Annotated in this window: 23 protein-coding genes, 4 tRNA genes and 1 other RNA gene; 7 read left to right on the top strand and 21 right to left on the bottom strand. The window is 58.4% G+C overall.

Annotation, left to right across the window (positions count from 1 at the left end; translation table 11 throughout):
• Positions 1-9: 9 nt before the first annotated feature.
• Positions 10-1,002, bottom strand: coding sequence for a lysophospholipase L2 (gene pldB, locus HFD92_RS17720; protein WP_009088474.1), 993 nt, complete (start codon positions 1,000-1,002; stop codon positions 10-12).
• Between the two features lie 112 nt (positions 1,003-1,114).
• Here pldB and rhtB point away from each other — a divergent pair, with 112 nt between their 5' ends.
• Positions 1,115-1,738, top strand: a complete 624-nt coding sequence (gene rhtB / locus HFD92_RS17715; RefSeq protein ID WP_003854387.1) for a homoserine/homoserine lactone efflux protein — start codon at positions 1,115-1,117, stop codon at positions 1,736-1,738.
• Positions 1,739-1,785: 47 nt separating this feature from the next.
• On the opposite strand, the gene HFD92_RS17710 is transcribed toward rhtB, so the two are convergent.
• The 4 genes from HFD92_RS17710 to pldA all read right to left on the bottom strand — a co-directional run bounded on the left by HFD92_RS17710 (position 1,786) and on the right by pldA (position 6,157).
• Positions 1,786-2,586: a DUF1460 domain-containing protein gene (locus HFD92_RS17710; protein ID WP_033736133.1), complete on the bottom strand. Its 801-nt coding sequence runs from the start codon at positions 2,584-2,586 to the stop codon at positions 1,786-1,788.
• 205 nt (positions 2,587-2,791) lie between these two features.
• Entirely contained in the window at positions 2,792-3,415 is a 624-nt protein-coding gene (gene rhtC / locus HFD92_RS17705) for a threonine export protein RhtC (protein ID WP_009088470.1), read from the bottom strand.
• 12 nt (positions 3,416-3,427) lie between these two features.
• On the bottom strand, positions 3,428-5,254 hold the full coding sequence (gene recQ, locus HFD92_RS17700) for an ATP-dependent DNA helicase RecQ (protein ID WP_167429403.1): 1,827 nt from the start codon (positions 5,252-5,254) through the stop codon (positions 3,428-3,430).
• A 24-nt stretch (positions 5,255-5,278) separates the two neighbouring features.
• Entirely contained in the window at positions 5,279-6,157 is an 879-nt protein-coding gene (gene pldA / locus HFD92_RS17695) for a phospholipase A (protein ID WP_009088467.1), read from the bottom strand.
• A gap of 193 nt (positions 6,158-6,350) precedes the next feature.
• Here pldA and HFD92_RS17690 point away from each other — a divergent pair, with 193 nt between their 5' ends.
• Together HFD92_RS17690 and rarD are read left to right on the top strand one after the other, a co-directional pair.
• Positions 6,351-6,821 carry a thioesterase family protein gene (locus HFD92_RS17690; RefSeq protein WP_009088464.1) on the top strand — a complete coding sequence of 157 codons (471 nt, stop codon included), beginning with the start codon at positions 6,351-6,353 and terminating at the stop codon, positions 6,819-6,821.
• Positions 6,822-6,841: 20 nt separating this feature from the next.
• Positions 6,842-7,741 (top strand): EamA family transporter RarD, encoded by a 900-nt coding sequence (rarD, locus tag HFD92_RS17685; protein ID WP_167429402.1) that lies wholly within the window; start codon positions 6,842-6,844, stop codon positions 7,739-7,741.
• Here the strand turns inward: rarD and HFD92_RS17680 are convergent.
• The 10 genes from HFD92_RS17680 to HFD92_RS17640 all read right to left on the bottom strand — a co-directional run bounded on the left by HFD92_RS17680 (position 7,712) and on the right by HFD92_RS17640 (position 18,467).
• On the bottom strand, positions 7,712-8,764 hold the full coding sequence (locus HFD92_RS17680; protein WP_167429401.1) for an AbrB family transcriptional regulator: 1,053 nt from the start codon (positions 8,762-8,764) through the stop codon (positions 7,712-7,714). The genes rarD and HFD92_RS17680 overlap by 30 nt on opposite strands.
• Positions 8,765-8,860: 96 nt before the next feature.
• A complete protein-coding gene (corA, locus tag HFD92_RS17675) occupies positions 8,861-9,814 on the bottom strand; it encodes a magnesium/cobalt transporter CorA (protein ID WP_009088458.1) in 954 nt (317 codons plus the stop codon).
• A gap of 178 nt (positions 9,815-9,992) precedes the next feature.
• Positions 9,993-10,049 (bottom strand): YsgD/CorL family protein, encoded by a 57-nt coding sequence (gene ysgD, locus HFD92_RS21925; protein ID WP_350769477.1) that lies wholly within the window; start codon positions 10,047-10,049, stop codon positions 9,993-9,995.
• A gap of 67 nt (positions 10,050-10,116) precedes the next feature.
• Positions 10,117-12,279 carry a DNA helicase II gene (uvrD, locus tag HFD92_RS17670; protein ID WP_009088456.1) on the bottom strand — a complete coding sequence of 721 codons (2,163 nt, stop codon included), beginning with the start codon at positions 12,277-12,279 and terminating at the stop codon, positions 10,117-10,119.
• 112 nt (positions 12,280-12,391) lie between these two features.
• Positions 12,392-13,108 (bottom strand): 5-amino-6-(5-phospho-D-ribitylamino)uracil phosphatase YigB, encoded by a 717-nt coding sequence (gene yigB / locus HFD92_RS17665; protein ID WP_009088454.1) that lies wholly within the window; start codon positions 13,106-13,108, stop codon positions 12,392-12,394.
• On the bottom strand, positions 13,105-14,010 hold the full coding sequence (gene xerC, locus HFD92_RS17660) for a tyrosine recombinase XerC (protein WP_058958097.1): 906 nt from the start codon (positions 14,008-14,010) through the stop codon (positions 13,105-13,107). The genes yigB and xerC overlap by 4 nt, the downstream gene beginning before the upstream one ends.
• Positions 14,007-14,711: a DUF484 domain-containing protein gene (locus tag HFD92_RS17655; protein ID WP_009088449.1), complete on the bottom strand. Its 705-nt coding sequence runs from the start codon at positions 14,709-14,711 to the stop codon at positions 14,007-14,009. The genes xerC and HFD92_RS17655 overlap by 4 nt, the downstream gene beginning before the upstream one ends.
• Positions 14,708-15,532 (bottom strand): diaminopimelate epimerase, encoded by an 825-nt coding sequence (gene dapF, locus HFD92_RS17650; RefSeq protein WP_111208492.1) that lies wholly within the window; start codon positions 15,530-15,532, stop codon positions 14,708-14,710. Before dapF ends, HFD92_RS17655 begins: the two co-directional genes overlap by 4 nt.
• Before the next feature lie 28 nt (positions 15,533-15,560).
• Positions 15,561-15,761 (bottom strand): lipoprotein, encoded by a 201-nt coding sequence (locus HFD92_RS17645; RefSeq protein ID WP_009088446.1) that lies wholly within the window; start codon positions 15,759-15,761, stop codon positions 15,561-15,563.
• A 147-nt stretch (positions 15,762-15,908) separates the two neighbouring features.
• Positions 15,909-18,467, bottom strand: a complete 2,559-nt coding sequence (locus HFD92_RS17640) for a class I adenylate cyclase (protein WP_009088443.1) — start codon at positions 18,465-18,467, stop codon at positions 15,909-15,911.
• Between the two features lie 317 nt (positions 18,468-18,784).
• Between HFD92_RS17640 and hemC the strand changes: the two genes are divergently transcribed.
• From hemC to hemY, 4 genes are read left to right on the top strand one after another with little or no spacing between them, the layout of a single operon-like run.
• Complete coding sequence (hemC, locus tag HFD92_RS17635; RefSeq protein WP_111208493.1) at positions 18,785-19,726, top strand: hydroxymethylbilane synthase; 942 nt, start codon at positions 18,785-18,787, stop codon at positions 19,724-19,726.
• Positions 19,723-20,451 carry a uroporphyrinogen-III synthase gene (gene hemD / locus HFD92_RS17630; RefSeq protein ID WP_167429400.1) on the top strand — a complete coding sequence of 243 codons (729 nt, stop codon included), beginning with the start codon at positions 19,723-19,725 and terminating at the stop codon, positions 20,449-20,451. Before hemC ends, hemD begins: the two co-directional genes overlap by 4 nt.
• 24 nt (positions 20,452-20,475) lie before the next feature.
• Entirely contained in the window at positions 20,476-21,609 is a 1,134-nt protein-coding gene (hemX, locus tag HFD92_RS17625) for a uroporphyrinogen-III C-methyltransferase (protein WP_009088438.1), read from the top strand.
• Positions 21,610-21,611: 2 nt separating this feature from the next.
• Positions 21,612-22,808: a protoheme IX biogenesis protein HemY gene (gene hemY, locus HFD92_RS17620; RefSeq protein ID WP_009088436.1), complete on the top strand. Its 1,197-nt coding sequence runs from the start codon at positions 21,612-21,614 to the stop codon at positions 22,806-22,808.
• Positions 22,809-23,900: 1,092 nt separating this feature from the next.
• On the opposite strand, the gene HFD92_RS17615 is transcribed toward hemY, so the two are convergent.
• From HFD92_RS17615 to wecG, 6 genes are all read right to left on the bottom strand, one after another.
• Positions 23,901-24,030: non-coding RNA, RtT sRNA (locus HFD92_RS17615), on the bottom strand.
• Positions 24,031-24,062: 32 nt separating this feature from the next.
• Positions 24,063-24,139: transfer RNA gene (locus tag HFD92_RS17610), tRNA-Pro, on the bottom strand.
• Between the two features lie 20 nt (positions 24,140-24,159).
• Positions 24,160-24,246: transfer RNA gene (locus HFD92_RS17605), tRNA-Leu, on the bottom strand.
• Positions 24,247-24,262: 16 nt separating this feature from the next.
• Positions 24,263-24,338, bottom strand: a tRNA-His gene (locus HFD92_RS17600).
• 98 nt (positions 24,339-24,436) lie between these two features.
• Positions 24,437-24,513, bottom strand: a tRNA-Arg gene (locus HFD92_RS17595).
• A 158-nt stretch (positions 24,514-24,671) separates the two neighbouring features.
• Complete coding sequence (gene wecG / locus HFD92_RS17590; RefSeq protein ID WP_111208480.1) at positions 24,672-25,412, bottom strand: lipopolysaccharide N-acetylmannosaminouronosyltransferase; 741 nt, start codon at positions 25,410-25,412, stop codon at positions 24,672-24,674.
• Positions 25,413-25,423 lie beyond the last annotated feature (11 nt).

The raw sequence follows: 25,423 nt of genomic DNA, 5'->3' as shown, positions 1-25,423 counted from the left end.
TAAATAACGTCAGTGATGCGCTGAAAAGAAGTCGACCACTGCATTGAGCGCTTCGGCACGCATCGCGTCTTTTTCAAACAGGATCTCATGACGCGCGCCGTTGATCACCCGCGGCGTGTTGCCCTCACACGGATGACCCGCCGCAGCCATCGCGGCACAAAACAGGTCCTGCGAACGGTTATCGACCACCCGATCCTCGCTGGCCTGTAACAGCAGCAGCGGCGTGGTGATCTTATCCACCTGGCTGATGATGTTGCGACCGGCATGGATGCCTTCGCGCACCCAGTGATAGGTCGGCCCGCCAACGCGAATCGCCGGATCATCAGCATAAAAGCGCAGGTTACGCCGGTAACGCTCAGCACTGTGCGTCAGCCGGTTGATGCCAAATGGATGCGCGCGCCAGCGTCCGGTGCCGAGCGCATAACCATCGCGCACCGCCGGGCGTTTCTCCGCCCAGTCGAGTATCCGGTGGGTCAGGAAGGCGGGCAACGGCAGCGCAATACCAAACATCGGGGCCACCAGGGCAACCGCATGAAAAGCCTGCGGCTGCCGCGCCAGAAACAGCGTTAATATTGCGCCCCCCATCGAGTGAGCCAGCGCATAACGCTGCTGATAGTGTCCGCTGACGATCTCTTTCAGATAGAGGGTTTCGAGATCGTCGACATAGTGGGTAAATTCCACCACGTGGCCGCGGTGTGAGTCTTCCAGCAGACGATCGGAGCGCCCCTGGCCGCGATGATCGAGGATCACCACATCGAAGCCACAGTGAAACAGATCGTAGGCCAGCTCAGGATATTTGATGTAACTCTCGATGCGGCCGGGCACAATCAGGATGACACGCGTGTGTTTCGGTGACGTGAACCGGACGTAACGTAATGTCAGATTGCCGACGCCGGTAAACTCACGCTCTTCACGGCTGTGCCAGAAGTCGAGCAGCGGACCGGTTGCAAAGGCAGCAAAGGCTTTTTCGCGTCGCAGCCAGCTGGCTTTGTGTGGATTCATTCGCCCTCCTGATGACCGGATAAAGAGTCCCTGTTGCCGTACGCAGGCCGTAGCGCCGCGCTTATTTCTGGCGTATTGTGTCACACTTCCGCCCCTAAAGAGAGCGCAACCCATGACCATCGAATGGTGGCTGACCTATCTGCTCACCACCACAATTCTCAGCCTGTCGCCCGGCTCCGGCGCGATTAACACCATGAGTACCGGCATCAGCCACGGCTATCGCGGCACGGTGGCATCCATCTCCGGCCTGCAGGTCGGGCTGGCGCTGCATATCGTGCTGGTAGGCATCGGGCTGGGGGCGCTGTTTTCCCAGTCGCTGCTCGCCTTTGAGATTCTGAAATGGGCCGGTGCGGCCTATCTGGTCTGGCTGGGTATTCAGCAGTGGCGCTCAGCGGGCGGTATCGACCTGGACGCGGTCGCTAAAGCGATGCCGCGCCGTCGCCTGTTCAAACGTGCCGTGCTGGTGAACCTGACCAACCCCAAAAGCATCGTCTTTCTGGCGGCGCTCTTCCCGCAATTTATTCAGCCGCATCAGCCACTCTTTATGCAGTATCTGGTGCTGGGCGTGACGACCGTAGTGGTCGATATCATCGTGATGATTGGCTACGCCACGCTGGCGACCCGCATTGCGGGCTGGATTAAAGGGCCAAAACAGATGAAGCTCATGAACCGTATTTTCGGCGGACTGTTTATGGCGGTCGGCGCCCTGCTGGCCAGCGCCAGGAAGATCGCCTGATCCTGACGCGCCGGCCCGCCAGGGCTGGCGCGATCGCTTCTCTCTCATCACACCGCCGGCACGGCACGCAGCACGATGATGCCCGGCACTGACCGCATATATTCCCTGAACGGCGCATCGACAACCCGGCGGTTTTCAGCCCGCGAGGAGGCGTTCCTGAACCACAACCGGCCATCGTGCCGGACGGCAATCCCCACATGTGAGACATCCAGCCCCGCCGCGGGCGTATAAACCCCGACGTAATCGCCATTCTGAATCTGGTCAAGCAGCCGGGGCGTAAGGGCGCGGGCCGGAATGTAAGTGATCGGACGCGGCATCACGCCCAGACCCGGCACTTTTTCTGTTCCGCTGGCCTGACGATTGAGTGGCTTCATCACCGTCACCGCCGCCGGGCTCAGTGTGCGGGTGACGTCATCGGCAATCGGCGGGCTGTCAGCAGCCCAGTCAGAAAAAAAGTGGCGCCGTTTCAGGTAGCTGACCTCGCCATCCCGATAACGGGTGCGGATAAGGCTGGCTTCAAAGCTGGGGCGATCGTGGCTTTGGCTCAGCGCCTGCACATAATCCAGCAGCGTAAAGCAGTCTACCCCATAGAGGTTGATCACCAGCGCTTCGGGCGTCGCAGGCGAGCCGATCAGCGTATGGGCCTGATAAGGTGTCCCGAGAAAAGCCGCAGAGATCCGGCTAATCCTGTCACCCTGCGGCAGACCGGGCGCAGGAAGCTGCGCCAGCATCGACGTCACCTTATCCGTCCGGATCGGCTGCGATGCCGGATAACGGGTCGCCGCCGGTGACGCGCAGGCGCTGATGCCCGCACTCATTAACAGCAGCAGCAGCGCTTTCATTCTCATCATCCTGTTCCTGCAAAAATATGCCCGGTTACCGACCTTACCAGAGGTGATGCCTCGGTGGATGAACACCGGGTGACGATTGAGTGACGGTTAAGGTAACGGGATAAACGGTGAAGCAGAGTGTGATCGCTGTCACATGAGGAAGAGACGATGGGAGGTGAGAACCCTGCCGGACGCGCCTCGTGCACGCCGGCATCCGCGATGCTTAGCGGGAGATAATCAGATGGATGCCGAAACCGGCAAAGAGCACCCCTGCCATACCATCCACCCATTTTGCCAGGCGCTGATATTTCGCACGCATCCACGGCAGGGCAAAGATTGCCGCCACCAGCGCAAACCAGGCAAAAGTTTCCGCGATGATCAGCAGGAACAGACCCCAGCGCTCCGTCGCGCCGACATCATCCCCGACAAACAGCGAGAAGACGCTGCCGAAGTAGATAATCGCTTTGGGGTTTGAGAGATTCGTCAGCAGCCCTTTGAGAAAGCTCATGCCGCGTTTTGGCAGCTCCACCACCGGTTCATCCTGCTGCGGCTGTTTGTGGCGCTGACGTGCCGACCCCATCAGCTGCCAGCCCATCCACAGCAGATAGAGTCCGCCACCGACCATGATGATCTGGTGCAGCCAGGCCATTTTCTCCAGAATCAGATGCAGCCCCATCAGCGCCACTCCCGCCCAGACAACGATACCGAGCGTAATGCCCAGCACGCCCATCATCGCCTCTTTGCGTGAGCGGCTGGCAGCCGTCTGTGAGACAAAAAAGAAATCCGGGCCGGGGCTCATCAGCGCCACCAGGTGTACCAGCGCCACAGTGGCAAATAACATCAGCATAATCAGTGTCCTTTACTCTTCATCGAGATGCTCTTTGATCATCACCAGGAAAGGTTTGCCAAAGCGCTCCAGTTTGCGGTGACCCACGCCATTGACGCTGAGCATCTCTGACGCGCTGACCGGCATCTGTTCTGCCATTTCAATCAGTGTGGCGTCATTGAACACCACGTAAGGCGGAATATTCTCTTCATCGGCGATCGCTTTTCGCAGCTTACGCAGCTTGGCAAAGAGCTTGCGATCGTAGTTGCCACCGTGAAACTTCGCCGGACTGCTGCTCTTCGTCTTCGCGGTAATCAGGCGCGGCACCGCCAGCATCAGGGGGACTTCACCGCGCAGCACCGGGCGGGCGGCTTCGGTCAGCTGCAGTGCCGAATGCATGGCAATGTTCTGCGTGACCAGCCCCAGATGGATCAACTGACGTAACACGCTGACCCAGTGCTCGTGGCTCTGATCTTTGCCGAGTCCATAGACCGGCAGTTTGTCATGGCCCTGTTCCCGGATACGCTGATTGTTGGAGCCGCGCAGCACCTCCACGATATAGCCCATGCCGAAACGCTGTCCCACGCGGTAGATGCCGGAGAGCGCCTTCTGCGCCTCGACCAGACCATCATACCGTTTAGGCGGATCGAGACAGATATCGCAGTTATCGCACGGCTGCTGGCGCCCCTCACCAAAGTAGTTGAGCAGCACGAGGCGGCGGCAGGTCTGCGCCTCCGCAAACGCGCCCATGGCGTTGAGCTTATGGCGTTCAATATCCTGCAGCGGCCCCGGCACTTTCTCTTCCAGACACTTACGCAGCCAGGCCATATCTGCCGGGTCGTAAAGCATCATCGCCTCGGCGGGCAGGCCATCACGGCCGGCACGGCCGGTTTCCTGGTAGTAGGATTCGATGTTGCGCGGGATATCAAAGTGAACCACAAACCGGACGTTAGGCTTGTTGATGCCCATCCCAAAGGCCACCGTCGCCACCACGATTTGCAGATCGTCACGCTGAAACGCTTCCTGCACTCTGGCGCGCTGTTCGCTGTCGATACCGGCATGATAGGCCCCGACGCTCAGCCCCCGGCTCTGCAGGCGCGCGGCGGTGTCTTCCACCTTCGCCCGGCTGTTGCAGTAGATAATGCCGCACTTGCCGCGCTGATCCTGAACGTAGCGCAGCAGCTGATCGGTGGGCTTAAATTTTTCCACCAGGGTGTAGCGGATATTGGGACGGTCAAAGCTGCTGATCTGGATCAGCGGGTCCTGCATGTGCAGCAGGTTAACGATGTCGTTACGGGTGGTTTCATCGGCGGTCGCGGTCAGCGCCATCACCGGCACCTCCGGGAAGCGTTCACGCAACCGGCCCAGCGCGCCATATTCCGGACGGAAATCGTGCCCCCACTGCGAGATACAGTGCGCCTCATCCACCGCCAGCATCACGGGCTGCCAGTGCGCCAGATTGTCGAGGAAGTTATCCATCATCAGGCGTTCAGGGGCGATGTAGAGCAGCTTCACCCGACCGGTGCGGCAGTCAGCCATCACCGTCTGCTGCTGTTCGCGCGTCATGGAGGAGTTGAGACACGCCGCGGCTACGCCGTTTGCCAGCAGCTGATCGACCTGATCTTTCATCAGTGAGATCAGCGGCGAGACCACCAGCGTCAGGCCTTCGCGCACCAGCGCCGGGATCTGATAGCAGAGCGATTTACCGCCGCCGGTGGGCATGACCACCAGACAATCGCGCCCGCTCAGCGCCTGATTGATGATCGTCTGCTGACCGGGACGAAACTGCTGGTAGCCGAAGGTATCCTGCAATACCTGCTGCGCCAGCGCTTCCTGATTGAGAACTGCCGAGGTTGCCACGCGATTCCTGTCGTACGTTAGGGATTAGAACAAGTCGTTGAGCGTTACACCCACACCCAGACGCGTCTGGCGATGGTTGTAATCGATCAGTGATTCACCGTAGCCGCTGAACACCTGCGTATAGAAGCGGACATGCTCACTGATTGGGTAGCTCCAGGCCATCGTCGCACCGCCATAACCGCTGTTCCAGTTATAGTTGCCTTCAACGCTGAAGATACTGTCGCCCAGCTTATAGCCCAGCCGGGTACGGTAGTAACCCATATATTTGGTGATATCGGGGTTGTCGTCATTATTTGCCCCGTCCGGGATGCGATACCAGGGTTTGATCTCCGCCAGGAAGTTCCCGTTCTCCGCCATCAGCCGCGCATAAACGCGGTTCCAGCTGCGCGAAGTGGGATCGCTGCGCCCGTTAGACTCATGATTCAGACCCAGTTCGACATCCCGCAGTGTCCAGCCACCCAGCGAATAATCCGTGGCCCAGCCAAGGAAAATCTGTGGCTCATAATTGGTCTCACGGAAGGGCGAGGATTCACCGCGATTCGACAGCTGCCACCAGGAGCGCTGGGTGTAAGAGGCGGCCAGCACCGAGTTATCACCCAGAATACCGCGCCACAGCGGAAACGCCAGGCTGAGCTGGAATTTCACTTCATCTTTGCGGGCATTTTCTCCCCAGTTATAGGAGGAGATCGCCTCTTTATTCAGGTCGCTGGTGTAGGTGTAGAGCAGATAGTTGTTCTCATAAGGATAGAGAACAAACGGATTATCATGCTTCTCCAGCAGGTTAGCAATGATGCTGCCCTGAACCTGTGGCGCGTCATGAACCTCTTTGATCTGAGCTTCATCTGCCTGCGCCAGCGCAGGAATTATCAACATTGCCGCCAGCAAGGCGCGATGCTTACGCATAAAATTCTCCGGTGAGCGCTGCGTATCAAAACAACTGAAAGGGTGTCGTAAAAAGCAGGCCATTCTACACGCAAATGGCAGTGAGCAAGAGTGCTGATTTCTTAAACTGGAAACCCCCTCGCAGGCGGCATAGAATACACAACTCATTCAGATTGCGCGCCCCTCTGGCCCGATTTTTTCAGGACACATCATCATGTCATCACCCGTGCTGACACCGCAGGACGCTCGCCAGCTGGTCGGCGAAATTTTCGTTTATCACATGCCCTTCAATCAGGCGCTGGGTCTGGAACTGATGCGCCTGGAGGCGGACTACGCCGAAATCAGCTTTGCCAACAAAACCATGCTGGTGGGCAACCAGGCACAACAGATCCTGCACGGCGGGGTGATCGCGTCGGTTCTGGATGTGGCGGCTGGCATGGTCTGCGTCAGTAACGCGCTGACCCGTCAGGAGAGCATCAGCGAAGCCGAGCTTCGCCAGCGTCTCTCCCGCATGGGCACCATCGATATGCGCGTTGACTATCTGCGCCCCGGACGCGGCGAGCGCTTTACTGCCACCAGCAGCCTGCTGCGTGCCGGTAACAAAGTCGCCGTGGCGCGCGTCGAGCTGCACAACCAACAGGGCGACTATATCGCCACTGCAACCGCCACCTATCTTATCGGCTAAGCACGCCATCTGGATCTCATATGGATACGCAACAAACCCGCCAGGGCGTGGGTTTCGCCCTGGGGGCTTACTTTATCTGGGGCATCGCGCCGGCTTACTTCAAACTGGTGAAGCAGGTTCCGGCCACGGAAATCATGACGCACCGGGTTATCTGGTCTGCGCTGTTTATGCTGCTGCTGATTACGCTGAGCCGCAGCTGGCCCGTCGTACGCAGCGTGTTGTCTCAGCCAGCAAAAGTGCTGATGCTGGCGCTGACCGCGCTGACCATTGGCGGCAACTGGCTGCTGTTTATCTGGGCGGTCAATAATCAGCATATGCTGGAAGCCAGCCTGGGTTACTTTATTAATCCGCTGATTAATGTGGTGTTCGGCATGCTGTTTCTGCGCGAGCGTTTCCGTCGTCTCCAGTGGCTGGCGGTGCTGCTGGCCACCCTCGGCGTGCTGGTGCAGCTGTGGCAGTTCGGTTCGCTGCCGGTGATTGCGCTGGGGCTGGCGCTGAGCTTCGCCCTGTATGGTCTGGTGCGTAAAAAGATTCAGGTCGATGCTCAGAGCGGCATGCTGATTGAGACCCTGTGGCTGTTCCCCCTGGCGGCCATCTATCTGTTCGGCTTTGCCGACAGCCCTACCAGCCATCTCTCCGCTAACCCGCTGAGCCTCAACCTCAGGCTGGTCGCGGCAGGGATTATCACCACCATTCCGCTGATGCTGTTTGCGGCGGCCTGCAGCCGGCTGCGTCTCTCCACGGTTGGCTTCTTTCAGTATCTCGGCCCGACCCTGATGTTTATCCTGGCGGTCGTTTTCTACGGGGAAACCATCACGCCAGACAAGATGGTCACTTTTGGCTTCATCTGGCTGGCGCTGCTGGTGTTTGTCTGCGATGCGGTGGCGTTTTCATTCCGCACCCGTGCGCGCGTAGCGTGAAATAAAGCGCGCCATCGCCGGACCGGTCAGCAGGATGGTGAACAGACGCAGCGTCTGTAACGCCATCACAAAAGCCATGTTGACCTGGGTGCCCGCGGCAATTATCGCCACCGTGTCCAGCCCGCCCGGACTGGTGGCGAGATAGGCGGTCATCAGATCGATATCCAGCATCTGCGTCAGCATCCACGCCAGCCCGCCACATAACAGCATCAGCCCGAAGATGGAAGCGAGCATCTGCGGCAGCGTGCGCAGCGCCAGCAGGAAAATCGGACGGGTGAACCGGAGCCCGACACTCCAGCCGATCAGCGCGTAGGCCAGAGCCAGCAGCCACTCCGGCACCTGGAGTACCGCGACACCGCTGCCGTTCAGTGCCGCCCCCGCCAGCGCGGGCAGCAACAGCGCCCCCGACGGGATGCGCAGCCGGGTGCCCAGCCACGCGCCCGCCAGCATCACCGCCAGCGTGATGACAAAGCCGCGATTCAGGGCGGGAAACCAGAGCAGCGGGACGCTGTGTGCCTCATCCCCCAGACCGATACGTGCCACCAGCGCCGCCGCCGAGGCGACAAACAGCACCCGCAGATACTGCATGAACGCCACCAGACGCACGTCGGCCCCAAAGTCGCCCGCCATCGCCACCATGGCGGATGCGCCACCCGGTGACGATCCCCAGGCGCCGGTCGGGCCAGGCAGTTGACTGAAACGCACCAGCAGAAAACCCGATACGCCGCTGGCCGCCAGGGTCAGCAGCAGCACCGCCAGCACCACCGGCCACTCCTGAATCAGCGGCGTCAGAATCGACAGCGACAGGCTCTGTGCAATCATGCAGCCCAGTACCGCCTGCGCCAGCAGGAACAACCGCCTGTCGATGCGCAGCGTTGCGCCTGATAACCCCATCACCACGCCGACCACCATCGGGCCCAGCAGCAGCGCCGCGGGCACCTGAAAGTGGTGCAGCAGCGTCCCCAGCAGGACCGACACCAGCAGCAGCAGCGCCCACTGCGCGCGTAAGGATAAAGCGTCCATAAAAGTTAATTATTTGTAAAAACAAGGGGGACAGAGTACGCAGAAATGGCGACGGGAGCCAGCAGAACGGGCCATCGACGATGGCCCGGAACGTTTTTACAGCCAGTTTTTACGTTTGAAGTAGAGATAGGGTGCCAGACCCGCCAGGATCATCAGGCCAATTGCAGCCGGATAGCCAAAGCTCCACTTCAGTTCCGGCATAAACTCGAAGTTCATCCCGTAGCTGGAGGCCACCAGCGTCGGCGGCAGGAAGACGACGGAGACCACCGAGAAGATCTTGATGATGCGGTTCTGCTCGATGTTGATAAAGCCCATCGCGGCCTGCATCAGGAAGTTGACCTTCTGGAACAGCGATTCGTTGTGCGGCAGCAGCGACTCGATATCGCGCAGGATTTCACGCGCCTGCTCCAGCTGGTTGCCCGGCAGACGCGCTTTGCGCACCAGGAAGTTCAGGGCGCGCTGGGTATCCATCAGGCAGAGACGCACTTTCCAGCCGATATCTTCCAGCTCTGCCAGGCGTGAAAGCGCCTGATCGTACTCTTCGCCTTGCTGACCTTCCATAATCACCCGGCTGAGTTTCTCCAGCGCGCTGTAGATGTTTTCGATCTCATCCGCCAGCTGTTCGATTTTGGTCTCGAACAGGTCGAGCAGCAGCTCAAACGCGTTGCCGTCGATCAGGGTCTGGTTTCGGGCGCGCATGCGGTAGAGACGGAAAGCGGGCAGTTCGCGTTCGCGCAGGGTATAGAGGCGGCCTTCACGGATGGTGAACGCCACCGTGGAGTTACCGGCGTGGTCGTCCGCATCTTCATAAAAGAAGAAGGAGTGGATGTGCAGACCATCTTCATCTTCGAAGAAGCGCGCCGACGCCTCGATATCTTCCAGCTCAGGTCGGGTTGCCAGGCTCTGGCCCAGCTCACACTGCACCCGGTCACGCTCGCCCTCTTCCGGCTCGATCAGATCGACCCAGACGGAGGTGGTCAGCTTGTCGTTTTCGTCTTCCAGCTCCAGTCGCGTCAGGCGGCTGTGGTCCAGTTTAAATGCGCTCAGCATAGCAATACTCCCCATTGCAGACTAAATGGGACAAGGCAATCCGCCGTTCCTCAACACAGAACGGGCGGCCTGAACACGGAAACAGAGTTTCAAAGGTAAATCAGTGCTGACTCGTGCGACGGGATCAAAAAGGGAGGTCGCTGATAACCGCTAAGGCTACCCGCGTAAAGAGGTAGCCTTAGATGTTATGCCTGGTATCCAGGTCATTGAGCCAGCATCGACTGGGCGTGTCCAAGGCGTTGTCCTCTCATGATAATAGTGGGCGCATGTTACGCTGAGACGAAAAAGCCGTCAACCGCACGCTAAAGCGTTTCCAGCTTCGCGTAAGCCGCCACCAGCCACTTGATTCCCTGCCCCTGAAACGCCACCTGCAGGCGGCTGTGCTCGCCGCTGCCTTCCAGGTTAATGATGGTGCCTTCACCAAATTTGGCGTGATGAACACGCTGGCCCAGCGAGAATCCGCTGTCATTTTTGGTCACCGGTGCTCCCATCCGCTGATGGCTGACCGGACGACTGACGCTGGCGCGCAGCCGCACTTCTTCAATGCACGTTTCGGGCAGCTCACCGATAAAACGGGAAGGACGGTGATACACTTCCTTACCATAGAGTCGGCGGGTTTCAGCATAGGTCAGCGTCAGCTTGAGCATCGCACGGGTGACGCCGACATAAGCGAGACGACGCTCCTCTTCCAGCCGGCCCCCCTCATCCAGCGACATCTGGCTCGGGAACATCCCCTCTTCCATGCCGACGATGAAGACCTGGCTGAACTCCAGCCCTTTTGCCGAGTGCAGCGTCATCAGCTGAACCGCATCCTGCCATTTGTCTGCCTGACCTTCGCCCGCTTCCAGCGCCGCATGAGATAAAAACGCCTGCAGCGGCATCAGATCTTCATCTTCGTCCTGATAGCTGAACTGGCGGGTTGCCGTCACCAGCTCCTCAAGGTTTTCGATTCGCGCCTGACCCTTCTCGCCTTTCTCCTGCTCATACATCAGCCACAGACCGGAGTCTTTGATCACCCGATCGGTCTGAACATGAAGCGGTAATTCGGCGGTTTCGGTCGCCAGGGAATCGACCAGCTCACAGAAGCGTTGCAGCGCCGAGGCGGCCCGGCCAGCCAGCGCACGGGTTTGCAGCAGTTCGCGCGTCGCCTGCCACAGGGTCATCTGACGTTCGCGGGCAGTCTGACGCACCACGTCGAGCGTCCGATCGCCCACGCCGCGCGTCGGGGTATTGACCACACGCTCAAACGCCGCGTCGTCATTGCGGTTCGCGATCAGACGCAGATAGGAGAGCGCATCTTTGATCTCCTGACGTTCAAAGAAGCGCATGCCGCCATAAATCCGGTAGGGCATGCTGCTCTGCAGCAGCGCCTCTTCCAGCACACGCGACTGGGCGTTACTGCGGTAGAGAATGGCGCAGTCATTGAGTGCCCCGCCGTTCTCCATCCAGACCTTGATGCGGTTAACCACGAAGCGCGCTTCATCCAGCTCATTGAAGGCGCAGTAGATAGAGATCGGTTCCCCATCGCTGCCATCGGTCCAGAGCTCTTTACCCAGCCGGCCATTGTTATTGGCGATCAGGGCGTTGGCGGCTTTCAGGATGTTATTGGTTGAGCGGTAGTTCTGCTCCAGACGGATGGTTTCCGCGCCGGGAAAATCCTGCAGGAAGCGCTGGATATTTTCGACCTGCGCGCCACGCCAGCCGTAGATCGACTGGTCATCGTCACCCACAATGATCACCCGGCCGCTGTCACCCGCCAGCATCCGAATCCAGGCATACTGAATGTTGTTGGTATCCTGGAACTCATCCACCAGCACGTTGGTGAAGCGTTCGCGGTAGTGATTCAGAATGTGCGGCTTGTTGAGCCATAACTCATGCGCGCGCAGCAGCAGCTCGGCAAAGTCCACCAGACCGGCGCGGTCGCACGCTTCCTGATAGGCCTGATAGATGCGCAGCCAGGTCTGCTCAATCGGATTGCCGTAGCTTTCGATATGCTTTGGCCGCAGGCCTTCATCTTTTTTGCCGTTGATGTACCACATGCCCTGGCGCGCAGGCCACTGCTTCTCATCCAGATTCATCGATTTAATCAGGCGCTTAAGCAGGCGCAGCTGATCTTCACTGTCGAGGATCTGAAAGTCCTGTGGCAGACCGGCGTCAAGATGATGAGCACGCAGCAGGCGATGCGCCAGACCGTGGAAAGTCCCGATCCACATCCCGCCCTGGCTGGTGCCAATCAGCTGCTCAATACGGTGACGCATCTCCGCCGCCGCTTTGTTGGTAAAGGTCACCGCCATAATGGAATAGGGTGAACAGTTCTCTACCGACATCAGCCAGGCGATGCGATGCACCAGCACCCGCGTTTTGCCACTGCCCGCGCCTGCCAGCACCAGCAGGTTACTGCGCGGGGCCGCTACGGCCTCACGCTGATTGTCATTTAACCCATCGAGCAGTTCAGAAACGTCCATAAGCACCGGTTACCAAAGAGAAAACGCCGTCATCGCGCGCGGTATTGCGCCTGCCACAGACAAGGCTGGCGGCAAAGCTGAAAGCGGCAACGACTGGATAAATTTACAGCCATTATAGCAGTGAGGTGAGTGATGCCAACCGCGAAATTTCGACATGCGGCAACAGGCGCGCGTCCGGGATATGCATCAGGTTGCCCTGCCGCAGGTTAATCCAGCACGCCTGCAGCCCGCCGCGCAGCGAACCCGCCACGTCAGTAGTGAGATCGTCGCCCACATGCAGAATATGGTGAGGCGCGATAGCAAGACGCTGCGCCGCCAGCTGATACATATCCTGCCACGGCTTGGCGCGCCCGTCGGGCCCGGCGCGCAGAGTGAACTGAAAATAGCCGGCAATACCCATTTTTTCCGGGCTGGCGTTGCCGTTGGTGATCGCCACCAGCGGCACCTTCTCCGCCAGCGCTTTCAGCGTCTGATGGGTTTCCTCCGGCATCACAACCTGACTCCGCCACTGGTGGAAGACCGCCATCACCTCTGCCGCGCCCGCCGTGGCTTCCGCTGCAGAGAGGCCGATATTCAGCATCGCCAGCTCAACCGAACGGCGGCGCCACTCCGAAACGTCGTGAAAGATGTCGGGCTCTCGCTGCAACAGCTCATCACGCAGTTGCTGATAATCCTGCGGCGTAAAGTCGCGCAGCGCCGGATGAAAAGCCTGTAACGCGGCATGAGACTCCAGCGTGGTGCGGCGGATCACCGGGTAGTTATCGTAAAGCGTGTCATCAAGGTCGAAAGTCATGGCTTTGATGGCCGACAGCGGACGATAAAACTTCATTCGTTCTTTCCTCGTTTGGCGCGGGGATGCGCGGCGTCATACACCGAAGCCAGATGCTGGAAGTCGAGATGGGTATAGATCTGGGTGGTCGACAGGTTCGCATGCCCCAGCAGCTCCTGCACGGCGCGCAGATCGCCGCTGGATTCCAGCAGATGCGTTGCAAAGGAGTGACGCAGCTTATGCGGATGGATATGACTGGCGACGCCCTGGCGAATGCCCCATTCGGCGAAGCGCTTCTGCACGCTGCGCGGCGAGATGCGGTTGCCGCGCGTTGAAAGAAACAGCGCATCATCCTGACAGCCGAAGGTCTCACGCAGCGGCAGCCACTGTTCGATCCAGGTCACGGCCGTGCGGCCAATCGGCACCCGGCGCTCTTTACTGCCCTTACCCACCACCCACACCTCACCGGAATCGAGGTCGACGTGGCGGCAATCCATATTGACCAGTTCAGAGAGACGCAACCCGCCGCCATACATCACCTCCAGCATCGCCCGGTCGCGAACGGCCAGCGGATCGCTGAGATCGATCTCCAGCAGCTGATTCACTTCGTCAACGTCGATATTCTTCGGCAGATGGCGCGCTTTACGCGGCGTCATCACCCCTTTGGCGGGGTTAGCGGCGAGCATACCCTGACTGACCTGCCAGTCCAGGAAACTGCGCAGGGCTGAGAGACGCAGCGCAAGGCTGCTGGCCGAGAGTCCGGCGCGGCGGCTGCGCGCCGCCATACTGCGCACCTGGGCGGGCTCCAGCGCGGCCCAGCTGCTGAGCTTCATCTCATCCGCAATGGCGACCAGCGCAGCCAGCTGGCGCGCATAGCTGCTCTGGGTCAACGGACTTAACTGGCGTTCCACTTTCAGGAAGCGCAGAAATCCGTCAACGGCCTCCTGCAGCGCGCTGCTCATGCGCGTTCAACCCAGCGCGACAGCAGACCTGGCATCATCTGTGACAGGTGCTGCAACAGCAGCGTTCCCATGCCTGACTGATAGTGCTGGCTGTCGCGGCTGCTGAAAATCAGCACGCCGAGGTCGCCCGCTTCGCCCATCAGCGACATCGCCACCGAGCCGATCGCTTTAGCCTGCGGCAGCAGCAGCAGCAGTTCCGGGCCGTTGATGTTGCCGAGATAGTGATGCTGATGACCGAAACGCTGAATACGCAGCGGTTCGAAGGCCTGACGTGACAGGCTCAGCTGGAAGAAATCGGAGGGGGCACCCAGCAGCCATTTATCGCTGAACAGCCGCACGTTGGCACCCGCCAGCCCCAGCTCTCGCGCCCAGCGATGCAGCCGGTTAAGCATATCCTGCAGGGAGTCAGCCGCAGCCAGATGGCTCTCCAGCGACAGCAGACGATCAAACAGCTCATGGTTGGCGCTGGCCTGCTCCATCAGCAGCGTGATCTCCTCTTCCAGCCGCTGGATGTGGTTGCGCTGACGCGCCATATGCCACTCCACCAGCGAGACGCTGCCGCGAACCGGATGCGGCACGGCCATCTGTTCCACTTCGCGGGCGTTACGGATAAAGAAATCGGGATTCTGCCGCAGATAATCACTGACGGCCTGATCGTCCAGCAGAACCGAACTGTCAGCCTGCTCTTCGATATTTTTCATAGATGAATAAACCCATCGTAGACGTGTGTCGCAGGACCGGTCATGTAGAGCGGCTGTCCGGCCCCTTTCCAGGTGATATGCAGGGTTCCGCCGGGCAGATCGACACGCACTTTGGGTGCCAGAATGCCCTGCTGGATGCCGCATGCCACGGCAGCACAGGCGCCGCTGCCGCACGCCTGCGTTTCTCCCGCGCCGCGTTCGTAGACGCGCAGGCGGATGTGTTCGGGATTGACGATCTCCATGAAGCCCACATTGACCCGCTCCGGGAAGCGCTCATGGCTTTCCAGAATCGGACCCAGCAGTTCAACCTGTGCGGTTTTCACACTTTCAACCTGAATCACGCAGTGCGGATTGCCCATCGACACCGCGCCCATCATCACCGTCTGTTCGGCCACGCGCAGCAGATAGAGATTTTCCGCTTTATTGGCACGGAACGGCACCTGCTGCGGCTCAAAGTTCGGTTCGCCCATGTTCACGCGCACCTGATCGTCCGGCGTCACGGTTAACACCATGCGGCCATTCTGGGTACTGACCCGGATATCGCTTTTGTTGGTCAGCCCTTTCAGCTGCACAAAGCGGGCAAAGCAGCGTGCGCCGTTACCGCACTGAGCCACTTCGCTGCCGTCGGCGTTGAAAATGCGGTAGTGGAAATCGAGATCGGGATCGTAGGGCGGTTCAACAATCAGCAGCTGATCGAAGCCGATCCCCAGATGACGATCGGCCAGCCGGCGGATCAATTCCGGCGAAAAGAAGACGTTTTGCGTCACCGCATCCACAACCATAAAATCGTTGCCGAGACCGTGCATTTTGGAGAACTGCATTTTTTGCTCCGCCGGGTAAGCCATCAGATTAGTTCGCTTTTACGCCTGAATTGCCGGTTACCAGCCCGCCCACATCGGCTTTAGAGGCGTCCGCTTTCTGGCGTTCGGTCGGCGCTTGTTGTTTCTTCGGCTGATCCTTCGGCGGGAAGTAAAGCGGCCCTTTCAGACCACAACCTGCAAGGCTGATTACTGCCAGTGTCATGGCAAACAGGCTTATCACTTTCTTCATTCTTTATGCTCTTCATGTCCTTTACCTGGATGCTTATCATCGCAGTTGAAGGTGGAAAAGCAACAGGAAATCCCCGCAAATAGCGTGAACCTGATAAGCGGTCAGGAAGCGCGCGGCCACCTGCTGAGCGCAGGCAGCCGGTCGGCATCAGTGCACCTGATAGCGTGGCTGATAGTCGCTGTTGTCGTTGTCAGGCTGGCTGGTGCAGAGCTGAGTCAGCGTCTGACTGCGGAACGGTATCACCTGAAAACGCTCGCCGGTGTTCACTATCTGGTAGAACTGCGGCAGGTTAAAGTTGATGAAGCTCGACCCGTAGGTAAAGCGATCGTGCGAGGAGGAGTAGAACCGGCTGACGTCGCGCACCAGCTCCTCTTTGCTGCCTTCGCAGTGATGATAAACCTCAACCCGGTTGGACTCATCCAGGATATAGATATTGAAGCCCTGGTCGTCCGTCGTGTTCTCGAAAAAGAACTGAATAATGCCTTCGCTGGCATAGCCGTTGACCACCGGCGGCAGCGGCGTCTGGTTGGTTTCGACTTTGATCGATAGCCCGTGCAGCTTGTTATTGGAGATCGCGCCATAAAACTCTACCGCGTTTTCCAGCTTCTGCACGGAGACGCTCATGCGTTCAAAGAAGAGTCCCCAGGTCTGGCCAGCCATACGCAGCGCCTTGAAGCGGCCAGGCTCCTGACGCGTGCTGGAGAGGCGCAGCTCAATGCACTCGGACACCAGCTGCTGAACGCGCGTGCGAATCAGACCGCGCAGATGCTGGCTGTAGCAGAAGACCTCTACCGTGTCTGGCGGTGCGGCATCCTGGTGCATCTTGCCCAGAATGGTTTTCAGTCCCTCGATCATCGCCTGTTCACCGCTGAAGTGCAGGGTTCGCACCTCATTCCAGGAGTTACGGTAGAGCAGGTCAATGCTGCCAATCAGACACTGCTGCTGCTGACCGAAGCTGAAGACATCGAGTTTGCGGAAGTCAAAATGCACCACCTGATTGCGGAAGGCCGCCGTCGGATCGTGCTCAAGGTTCACGATAATCGCCAGGTGACGAATTTCGCACGGGCTGTAGAGCGCTTTGGGCGTCGGCGCAGGCAGGCGCAGCGGGAAGTGGCTGGAGACGTCGTTAACCAGCTCCTGCAGGCGCGCCAGATCGCAGGTGTCATTGCCTTTGATATGCAGCCGGGTTTTGCGGGTCAGCAGGCCATTGAACCACGCCCATGCCACCAGCTTGTTGAGATAGCGGTTATATTCCAGCGGCTGATGGCTGATGATCGAATCCATATCCGGCGCCTGATTATAGAGATACCAGCCGGAGCGGTTGGCACGGCCAGGCGGCACATGAATAAAGGTCAGGTTCGGCTCAGAGAGATCGGGTGAAATCTGCGGGTTCACCAGCGTCACTTTGCCCGGCAGCGCCTCAAAGGCGGCATACAATTTACGGGTCAGCACGCCGATATCCTGCGGGCTGGCGCTCACGCTTAAATTGTTACGGCGGGCAAAGCGGATCAGGTTGCGATAGCTCTGCATCATCGCATCCAGCAGTTCATTGTGGGCTTCACGCACGCGCTCGATTTTCCACCCGGCGCGGTTATCCAGGATAGCGAGCTTCTCGTCGTTCCAGCCCCACTCTTTCACCAGCTGCGATAAAATTTCGCGACGCCAGCCGCTGCGCTGCGGATGGTCGTCCGTGCTGAGCTTTTCGCACACTTTGAGATAGAAACAGCGCCGCACCAGGTCGAGACGCGGCTGATCGTCGATGCTGGTCAGATAGTGCGTCACGCGCTCCAGCATCATGCAGTAAGGGTCCAGCCCGAAGCAGATGATTTCGCCATCGTGCAGACGCTGTTTAATGTCCATCGCCAGCAGCTGGGTGTTCGGGTATTCCCAGCTGTAGGCTTCCAGCAGCAGGGTCTTCAGCACCGCTTTATAGGGCGAATCGATGCTCTTATAGAGCTGCCACAGGCTGGCACCGAAATACTCTTCCGCCGACAGGGTGCCAAGGCCGCCCAGATCGAGCCACTCGTTAGGCGTCAGCACCCCTTTGGCATAGAGCGACATCACGTAATCGTCGTAGTGATGCTCCTCTTCGCCCGGCACCATATTCCACAGGAGGCGTTTACCCGCCATACGCACCGCGGTGCGGTAAAACTCATCCAGCAGGAGAATGTGTTGCGTTGAGCCACAATCTTCCCCGCCCAGACTGCCGCTTTCGTTGTGACGGAAGCGGTTCTCGTCGATCAGGAAGAAGCTCACTTCCACGCCCATCGAGACGCACCACTTCTGCAGCAGCGTGCATTTGCGCTGCAGATTCAGCCGCTCTTCATTATCCAGCCAGGATTGATGGCAGACCCAGATATCGAGATCTGAGACGCTGTTCTGCCCGACAGAGGAGGTGCTGCCCATGGAGTAGATCGCCGTGATCGGCATTTCGCCTTTCGGCGCATCAGCATGGCGCAGGTCGCTGTCACCGGTGAGATCGGCCAGCAGCTGACGCTGGTTTTCATCAGGCGTGAAAAAGCTGATGCCATGTGGAACGTTACCTTCAAGGTAACCCGGCATCTGCGGATGTTGATAATGTAATAAGGTTGGCAGCAGACTGTAGACGCGCTGAAAAGCGGGTCCCATGGCAGCCAGCGCACGATCAACGCGCAGCTGGTTGATTGCATCCAGTCTCTGTTTCAGTGTCTCAATGTAGAGGTACAAGACGTTTCGCCTGATTGTCCCAGTGTTTAAGCACCCTGTTTCCCCGCTCTGCCGCTTATAAAAGTAAAAAAGTGGGCAGATAATTGCTGGAAACGTGATCAATCTAACACCCGGCAGATTGACCGTAAAGAAAGTTGCGCTACTTAACAGTTTAGCACGTTCTTACCAGCTTCCCGCCTTTTCAGCACTGGTTCCCACGTGATGGCTTGATAAACCGGGCCTGAAACCGCTCACAGGCCGTTTTCAATCCGTTGAAACTGACAGTATTCACCCAGAGATGATAGGATATTCAGTGAACGATAAAAATGGTTAACAGCATGTTAGACAAAATTTTCAGAATTGCTACAAGACAAAGCCCGCTCGCATTATGGCAGGCACATTATGTACAGCAACGCCTGATGAGCGCCCATCCGGGACTGCGCGTTGAACTGGTGCCAATGGTCACCAAGGGTGACATTATTCTTGATACGCCGCTGGCGAAAGTCGGCGGTAAAGGGCTGTTTGTCAAAGAGCTGGAACTGGCGATGCTGGATGGCCGGGCCGATATGGCGGTGCACTCAATGAAAGATGTGCCGGTCGATTTCCCTGAAGGTCTGGGCCTCGTAACCATCTGCGAGCGCGACGATCCGCGCGATGCGTTCGTTTCTCATCATTATGACAGCCTGGACGCGCTGCCTCAGGGTGCTATTGTCGGCACCTCCAGCCTGCGTCGTCAGTGCCAGATTAGCGCTCGCCGCCCGGATCTGGTAATCCGCTCGCTGCGGGGCAATGTGGGCACCCGTCTGAGCAAACTGGATGCCGGTGAATATGACGCGATTATTCTCGCCGTTGCCGGGCTGAAACGTCTGGGACTGGAAGATCGTATTCGTCAGGCCCTGCCTGCTGAAGTCTCCTTACCCGCCGTGGGCCAGGGCGCAGTCGGTATTGAATGCCGTCTGGATGACACCACCCTGATCGGCCTGCTGCAGGCGCTGAATCACGACGACACGGAAGTCTGTGTCAGAGCGGAACGCGCCATGAATACCCGTCTCGAAGGGGGGTGTCAGGTGCCTATCGGCAGTTTCGCCGTGCTGGAAGGCGATGAACTCTGGCTGCGCGGCATGGTCGGTGCACCGGATGGTCATGTAATGGTCAGCGGCGAGCGTCGTGGTCCGCGGGATCAGGCCCGCGAGATGGGCATTTCCCTGGCCGACGAGCTGCTGGACGGTGGCGCCCGTGAGATTCTGCAGGACGTTTACCAGGGGCAGCCACCGGCATGACCATTCTGGTGACGCGCCCGGAACCCGCCGCGGCAGAGCTGGTGTCACGCCTGCATGCCCTTGGCAGGCAGGCGTGGAGCCTGCCGCTAATCGAGTTCGCACCGGGCGCGGACCTCCCCTTTCTGCCTCAGAAGCTCGCCGCCCTCCGCCCGGGCGACCTGATTTTCATTCTTTCTCAGCAGGTTATTCACTACGCGCAGCACGCGATCAAAGCATGGCCCGGCGAGCTGGACTATTATGCAATTGGTCGCAGCACTGCGCTGGCGTTTCACACCGCCAGCGGCCGGCAGGTAACATGGCCCCATGCTCATGAAACCAGTGAAGAACTGATTCAGCTGAATACGCTGCAGCAGATTGCCGGTAAACGTGCGCTGATCCTGCGCGGCGACCCCGGACGCGAATTGCTGGCAGAGACATTAACCCGGCGTGGTGCTGAGGTGACGTTTGCTGCCTGTTACCAGCGCTGTCAGAAGCATTACGACGGACCGGTCGAAGGCCGCCGCTGGCGCGATCGCGGCGTCTCGGTACTGGTGGTCACCAGCGGTGAAATGTTACAACAGCTCTTTTCGCTGTTCCCCGCAGTCGATCGCGAGGAATGGCTGCTCAACTGCCGACTGATTGTCGTCAGTGAACGTTTGGCTACCCTGGCCGCAGGATTGGGTTGGCAGGATATTCAGGTAGCCGATGGTGCCGATAACGATGCGCTGCTGCGCGCGTTACGATGAACTTAACAATGGGATGTGCCACATATGACGGAACAAAAAGATTCCTCCGCCATGGTTGAAGAAACCACCCCAGCGGTCGACCGCTCTCTCTCCAGCAACGACACGCCTCCGCGCAATGCGAATAAAGGTGGCATGGCGCTGGGGGCAGTGGCGATCGTCATTGCGCTGGCGATGGGTGCAGGTTTATACCTTTACGGGAAACATCAGGCTGATTTACAGGCACAAACCAATCAGAAGCTGAGTGACCAGCTGAGTGCGCTGCAGCAGCAGGCCAGCAGCGACAAACAGCAGCTGACCCAGCAGCTGAGCGGCGCTGAAACCGCACTGCAGACGGCACAGGCCCAGCAGAACGCGTCAGCCAAAGAGCTGGAAACCCTGCGTGAAAAAATGGCCGTGATTTCCGGCAATGACGTGCGCAGCTGGTTGCTGGCCCAGGCCGATTATCTGGTGAAACTGGCTGGCCGCAAGCTCTGGAGCGATCAGGATGTCACGACCGCCGCTGCGCTGCTGAAAAGCGCCGATGCCAGCCTGGCCGACATGAACGATCCCAGCGTAATGAACGTGCGTCGCGCCCTGACCCAGGATATCAGCAATCTCTCCTCCGTGACGCAGGTCGATTATGACGGCGTGATCCTCAAGCTGAATCAGCTGTCGAACAACGTCGATAATCTGCGTCTGGCAGACAACGATAGCGATGATGCGCCGATGGACAGCGATGGCGGCGAACTGTCGGGTTCCGTGCGCGAGTGGCGTCAGAATCTGGTGAAGAGCTGGCACAACTTTATGGATGACTTTATTACCATCCGCCGCCGCGATAATACCGCCCAGCCGCTGCTGGCCCCGAATCAGGATGTCTATCTGCGGGAGAATATCCGCTCGCGTCTGCTGATCGCAGCGCAGGCTGTGCCGCGTCATCAGGATGAGATTTACAAACAATCTATCGATACCGTCTCCGCCTGGGTTCGCGCCTGGTATGACACTAACGATGCGGCAACGAAAGCCTTTCTTGCCCAGCTGGATGAGCTGAGCCAGCAGAACATCAATATGGATCTGCCTGACACGCTGGAAAGCCAGCCGTTGCTGGAACAGCTGATGCAGACCCGTGTGCGGAACCTGTTAGCACAGCCCTCTGCCGCTGCCACTCAGCAGGGAGGCTAAGCATGCTTAAGGTATTTATCCTCTTTATCCTGCTGATTGCGGGCGTGGTACTGGGACCGATGATTGCCGGTCATCAGGGCTATGTGCTGATTCAGACTGATAACTGGAATATCGAAACCAGCGTCACCGGGCTGGTGATTATCCTTATTCTCAGCCTGCTGGTGATTCTGGCCGTGGAGTGGCTGCTGCGTCGCGTGCTGCGAACCGGCGCACGCACCCGGGGCTGGTTTACCGGACGTAAACGCCGCCGCGCCCAGCGTCATACGCAGACTGCGCTGATGAAGCTGGCGGAAGGTGACCACCGTCAGGCGGAAAAACTGCTCTCTAAAGATGCCGACCACGCGGATGTGCCGGTAGCAAACTACCTGCTGGCTGCGGAAGCCGCGCAGCAGCGCGGTGATGAAGTGCGTGCCAATCAGCATCTTGAACGCGCGGCAGAGCTGTCCGAAAACAATACTATTCCGGTAGAAATTGCCCGCGCACGTATTCAGCTGGCGCGCAATGAAGATCACGCTGCACGTCACAGCATCGATCGTCTGCTGGAAGTGGCACCACGTCATCCTGAAGTGCTGCGTCTGGCTGAACAGGCCTATGTCCGTACCGGCGCCTGGAGTGCGCTGCTGGATATTCTGCCTGCGATGCAGAAAGCGCAGGTCGGCGACGACCTCCATCGCGACGCGTTGCAGCAGCAGGCCTGGCTGGGCCTGATGAATCAGGCGATGGCCGATCAGGGCAGTGACGGTCTGAAACGCTGGTGGAATACGCTGAGCCGTAAGACCCGTCAGGATACCACGCTGCAGGTCGCCATGGCGGATCACCTGATTGAGTGCAACGATCATGACACCGCGCAGTCGATCGTGCTGGAAGGCCTCAAGCGTCATTATGACGATCGTCTGGTGCTGCTGATGCCCCGCATTAAAAGCGGCAATCCGGAAGCACTTGAGAAGGCCTTACGTCAGCAGATCAAACAGCATGGCGCAACGCCGCTGCTGCACAGCACGCTGGGACAGTTGCTGATGCGTCATGGAGAGTGGCAGCAGGCAGCGGATGCTCTGCAGCAGGCGCTGGCACAGCGTCCTGACGCATTCGATTATGCGTGGCTGGCGGATGTGTATGATCGTCTGCATCGTCCGGAAGAGGCCGCGAAGATGCGCCGTGAAGGCTTACTGCTGACGCTGAAAAATAATCCTGGCGCCTGACAGGCGCAAAGCTAACTAAGCCGGGCTCGCCCGGCTTTTTTGTGCCCGCAATCTGCCGCTCCTTCTCCTCAGGCAAAAAAAAACACCTGCCAGTGGCAGGTGTAAGATCAGGTCGGTAAGACAACCGGGAGGTACCCGACTCAACGTGGTGTCTGGTAATCCTGTAAGGCTTTCGCGATACAGGCAGGCAGACAACAGGTACCTAAAATTGGCTCTGCATCATTCCCAGGTTTATGCAGCATCAGCAGACATAAGAGGTGGAATGAGCATCTACAGCAGGAGTATTGCACAAGCCGTGCCAGTTTGAAGGTTATTTTAAAAATTATTTTAAATCATTCGGTTATCGAAGAGGCTGAGTGCTCCAGCGGAGCAGATGGCGGGTAAGTGTCGGTATCCGGCGACAGCAGAGACTTTCTCTGTCTCTGAACGGAGACAGCGAGCCCGGACTCTTTATGAATCTATAAATAACAATAACTTATTTGTCGGCAATTCACGACGCTAGCGATTCTGCTTCAGCAACCTTCTCTGACAACTGACTCACTCAAAGCGGGTAATCTGGCATCAAACAATACGCTAACGAGCACGCCGGCTCTCACCACAGTGCGGGCTTCAGGGAGCATACGCCTTTCGCAAAGACGCAAAAGACGCCATCCATGGCAGGCTCAGCGCGGGCCATCCCTGGCCCGCTATGCTTTGCTACAGGCGTATGCTCCCTTCGCTTTAAGTGTGGCAGACGCATTAAGTACTGACATAAGCTTCAGAGGGTTTACAGCAATGAAGAAGCTCAACGTACAGGTAACACGGGCAGAGGAGGAAAGCGTCCCACGCAGGGACAAAAACGCCGGGAGCGTTTTTGAACAACGCAACGCGTTGGCCCGGCAACGGGCGCACCTCATGGATGAGGTGCATAATCGCGTGGGCCGAGCGGCCATGGATGGCTTAAGCGACTTTCCGATCTGACCGTGTTCCCTTCGCAGGCTCAGATTTACAGCAAACTTATCTCGCCGTACCTGCCTGAACCTTCTGCAAAGGTCCTCACCCACTTTTCTACAGACGAAAAAAAACCTGTCTTTTCAGACAGGTTTCTAAAAATGGTCGGCGAGAGAGGATTACACTGCTCTGCGAGCAGCGCCCTCCGGGCCGTTGCTGAAGCAACGTTGTCTCGCTACGCTCGGCTCAAACCTCCTTCGGAGGTTCTCATCCTCTTTTTTTCAGACGAAAAAAAACCTGTCTTTTCAGACAGGTTTCTAAAAATGGTCGGCGAGAGAGGATTCGAACCTCCGACCCACTGGTCCCAAACCAGTTGCGCTACCAAGCTGCGCTACTCGCCGATTTTTTTAACTGTTTTGCCTGGTGCGAAGAGAGGGACTTGAACCCTCACGTCCGTTAAGACACTAACACCTGAAGCTAGCGCGTCTACCAATTCCGCCACCTTCGCGTATCCCAGCAAAATCTGGGGTGGCTAATGGGACTCGAACCCACGACAACTGGAATCACAATCCAGGGCTCTACCAACTGAGCTATAGCCACCACTGTACTTAATGTTACAAGTCAAAGACCTGCAGCATGTAAATCTTTACTGCCAACCGCGGTAAATCAACCACCGAAGCTCATGCGCACAAACGATATGGCGCGCCCGACAGGATTCGAACCTGAGACCTCTGCCTCCGGAGGGCAGCGCTCTATCCAGCTGAGCTACGGGCGCGTAGCGCCGTTGCGGATGTGCATACTAGAGATAAGCGCCCATCGTGTCTAGTGCTTTTTAAATAAAAAGGCGCGTTTGATTACGCTTTGTGCATTTCGTCGACAAATAGTACATTTCCGCGCTCGCCGTGCGTAAAAATGCGGCATTTATCAGCGATATCAGAGATCGCCGCGCCAGTGATAGCGCAAATATTTAAGCAGTTTTAACTGCCTGCGCAGGCGGCTCGGCTGCCGAATCAGACGGTAGAGCCACTCCAGTCCCAGCCGCTGCCAGATTCTGGGCGCGCGCTTCACATGGCCGGTGAAGACGTCGTAGGTTCCCCCTACCCCCATATAAAGCGCATCCGGCCAGTGTGCGCGGCACGCCAGCATCAGCAGCTCCTGACGCGGCGACCCCAGCGCCACGGTCACCAGCTTCGCGCCGCTGGCGGCAATCCGGGCAAACAGGGCATCCTGATCCGCTGGCGCAAAATAGCCATCCTGCGCCCCGACAATATTCACATTCCACTGACGACGCAGCTTCGCACAGGTCTCATCCAGCACCTGCTGGCGACCGCCGACCAGAAACACCGGCGTCCCTTCCCGCCCGGCGCGTTCCATCAGCGCCTCCCACAAATCTGCGCCCGCAATACGCTGCACTGACGCCTGCGGATACTTTTTACGGATCGAGCGCACAATGCTGATGCCATCGGCATACGCATACTCCGCCTGCGCCAGCAGCGTGCGTAATCCCTCATCCCGCTCGGCGGTCAAAATCTTCTCCGCATTGATCGCCACCAGAATGCCGCTGCGTACGCTCTGCGGCGGCATCAGAAAGCTCACCGCCGACGACATATTTTCGAAGCCATACAGGTCAACGCCGCGGATGCGGTACTGCGGCGTATCCGTTAACTGTGTCATATCTTCCGTTA

The sequence above is a fragment of the Pantoea sp. EKM101V genome (assembly GCF_011800325.1).
In the GTDB taxonomy this organism is placed as follows: domain Bacteria; phylum Pseudomonadota; class Gammaproteobacteria; order Enterobacterales; family Enterobacteriaceae; genus Pantoea; species Pantoea anthophila.
This window is presented reverse-complemented; position numbering and strand designations above follow the sequence as displayed.